This is a genomic window from Streptomyces argenteolus, assembly GCF_042902585.1.
GTDB classification, from domain to species: domain Bacteria; phylum Actinomycetota; class Actinomycetes; order Streptomycetales; family Streptomycetaceae; genus Streptomyces; species Streptomyces argenteolus.
In genome coordinates this window covers 1,699-4,944 of record NZ_JBIBEG010000029.1, presented here as the reverse complement: position 1 = coordinate 4,944, position 3,246 = coordinate 1,699, and the positions used below count along the sequence as shown (strand labels likewise).

Below are 3,246 nucleotides of genomic sequence, written 5' to 3'. Positions count from 1 at the left end.
AACACAGTGGACGCGAGCAACTGAGGACAAGCCCTCGGCCTATTAGTACCAGTCAGCTCCACCCGTTACCGGGCTTCCACATCTGGCCTATCAACCCAGTCGTCTACTGGGAGCCTTAACCACTCAAGGTGGTGGGAATACTCATCTTGAAGCAGGCTTCCCGCTTAGATGCTTTCAGCGGTTATCCTTTCCGAACGTAGCCAACCAGCCATGCCCTTGGCAGGACAACTGGCACACCAGAGGTTCGTCCGTCCCGGTCCTCTCGTACTAGGGACAGCCCTTCTCAATATTCCTACGCGCACAGCGGATAGGGACCGAACTGTCTCACGACGTTCTAAACCCAGCTCGCGTACCGCTTTAATGGGCGAACAGCCCAACCCTTGGGACCGACTCCAGCCCCAGGATGCGACGAGCCGACATCGAGGTGCCAAACCATCCCGTCGATATGGACTCTTGGGGAAGATCAGCCTGTTATCCCCGGGGTACCTTTTATCCGTTGAGCGACAGCGCTTCCACAAGCCACTGCCGGATCACTAGTCCCGACTTTCGTCCCTGCTCGACCCGTCGGTCTCACAGTCAAGCTCCCTTGTGCACTTACACTCAACACCTGATTGCCAACCAGGCTGAGGGAACCTTTGGGCGCCTCCGTTACTCTTTAGGAGGCAACCGCCCCAGTTAAACTACCCATCAGACACTGTCCCTGATCCGGATCACGGACCCAGGTTAGACATCCAGCACGACCAGAGTGGTATTTCAACGGCGACTCCACAACCACTGGCGTGGCTGCTTCAAAGTCTCCCACCTATCCTACACAAGCCGAACCGAACACCAATATCAAACTATAGTAAAGGTCCCGGGGTCTTTCCGTCCTGCTGCGCGAAACGAGCATCTTTACTCGTAGTGCAATTTCACCGGGCCTATGGTTGAGACAGTCGAGAAGTCGTTACGCCATTCGTGCAGGTCGGAACTTACCCGACAAGGAATTTCGCTACCTTAGGATGGTTATAGTTACCACCGCCGTTTACTGGCGCTTAAGTTCTCAGCTTCGCCGACCCGAAAGTCAGCTAACCGGTCCCCTTAACGTTCCAGCACCGGGCAGGCGTCAGTCCGTATACATCGCCTTACGGCTTCGCACGGACCTGTGTTTTTAGTAAACAGTCGCTTCTCGCTGGTCTCTGCGGCCACCCCCAGCTCAGGAAGCAAGTTCCCTCACCAGTGATGGCCCCCCTTCTCCCGAAGTTACGGGGGCATTTTGCCGAGTTCCTTAACCATAGTTCACCCGAACGCCTCGGTATTCTCTACCTGACTACCTGAGTCGGTTTAGGGTACGGGCCGCCATGAAACTCGCTAGAGGCTTTTCTCGACAGCATAGGATCATCCACTTCACCACAATCGGCTCGGCATCAGGTCTCAGCCTTAACGTGTGACGGATTTGCCTACCACACGGCCTACACCCTTACCCCGGGACAACCACCGCCCGGGCTGGACTACCTTCCTGCGTCACCCCATCGCTTACCTAGTACAAGTCTGGTTCGTCGGCTCCACCACTACCCTCAACTCCGAAGAGATCGGGCCGGCTTCACGGACTTAGCATCGCCTGATTCAGTATTGGGCGTTTCAAAGCGGGTACCGGAATATCAACCGGTTGTCCATCGACTACGCCTGTCGGCCTCGCCTTAGGTCCCGACTTACCCTGGGCAGATCAGCTTGACCCAGGAACCCTTAGTCAATCGGCGCACACGTTTCTCACGTGTGTATCGCTACTCATGCCTGCATTCTCACTCGTGAACCGTCCACAACTCGCTTCCGCGGCTGCTTCACCCGGCACACGACGCTCCCCTACCCATCCACACAGGCGTTGGCCCTATATGTGTGAATGACACGACTTCGGCGGTACGCTTGAGCCCCGCTACATTGTCGGCGCGGAATCACTTGACCAGTGAGCTATTACGCACTCTTTCAAGGGTGGCTGCTTCTAAGCCAACCTCCTGGTTGTCTCTGCGACTCCACATCCTTTCCCACTTAGCGTACGCTTAGGGGCCTTAGTCGATGCTCTGGGCTGTTTCCCTCTCGACCATGGAGCTTATCCCCCACAGTCTCACTGCCGTGCTCTCACTTACCGGCATTCGGAGTTTGGCTAAGGTCAGTAACCCGGTAGGGCCCATCGCCTATCCAGTGCTCTACCTCCGGCAAGAAACACACGACGCTGCACCTAAATGCATTTCGGGGAGAACCAGCTATCACGGAGTTTGATTGGCCTTTCACCCCTAACCACAGGTCATCCCCCAGGTTTTCAACCCTGGTGGGTTCGGTCCTCCACGAAGTCTTACCTCCGCTTCAACCTGCCCATGGCTAGATCACTCCGCTTCGGGTCTTGAGCGCGCTACTAAATCGCCCTATTCGGACTCGCTTTCGCTACGGCTTCCCCACACGGGTTAACCTCGCAACACACCGCAAACTCGCAGGCTCATTCTTCAAAAGGCACGCAGTCACGACGCACCGAGCAAGCTCGATGCGCGACGCTCCCACGGCTTGTAGGCACACGGTTTCAGGTACTATTTCACTCCGCTCCCGCGGTACTTTTCACCATTCCCTCACGGTACTATCCGCTATCGGTCACCAGGGAATATTTAGGCTTAGCGGGTGGTCCCGCCAGATTCACACGGGATTTCTCGGGCCCCGTGCTACTTGGGTGTCTCTCAAACGAGCCGTTGATGTTTCAGCTACGGGGGTCTTACCCTCTACGCCGGACCTTTCGCATGTCCTTCGCCTACACCAACGGTTTCTGACTCGTCTCACAGCCGGCAGACTATGAAAGAGAGATCCCACAACCCCGCATGCGCAACCCCTGCCGGGTATCACACGCATACGGTTTGGCCTCATCCAGTTTCGCTCGCCACTACTCCCGGAATCACGGTTGTTTTCTCTTCCTGAGGGTACTGAGATGTTTCACTTCCCCTCGTTCCCTCCACACTGCCTATGTGTTCAGCAGCGGGTGACAGCCCATGACGACTGCCGGGTTTCCCCATTCGGAAACCCCCGGATCAAAGCTTGGTTGACAGCTCCCCGGGGACTATCGTGGCCTCCCACGTCCTTCATCGGTTCCTGGTGCCAAGGCATCCACCGTGCGCCCTTAAAAACTTGGCCACAGATGCTCGCGTCCACTGTGTAGTTCTCAAACAACGACCAGCCACCCATCACCCCGCCCATACAGGCGAGTTCACTGGGGCCGGCAACCAAAGGGAC

1 rRNA gene is annotated in these 3,246 nt (G+C 56.6%); it reads right to left on the bottom strand.

Annotation, left to right across the window (positions count from 1 at the left end):
• Positions 1 to 22: 22 nt before the first annotated feature.
• Positions 23 to 3,147, bottom strand: a 23S ribosomal RNA gene (locus ACFY8O_RS34375).
• Positions 3,148 to 3,246: the final 99 nt, after the last annotated feature.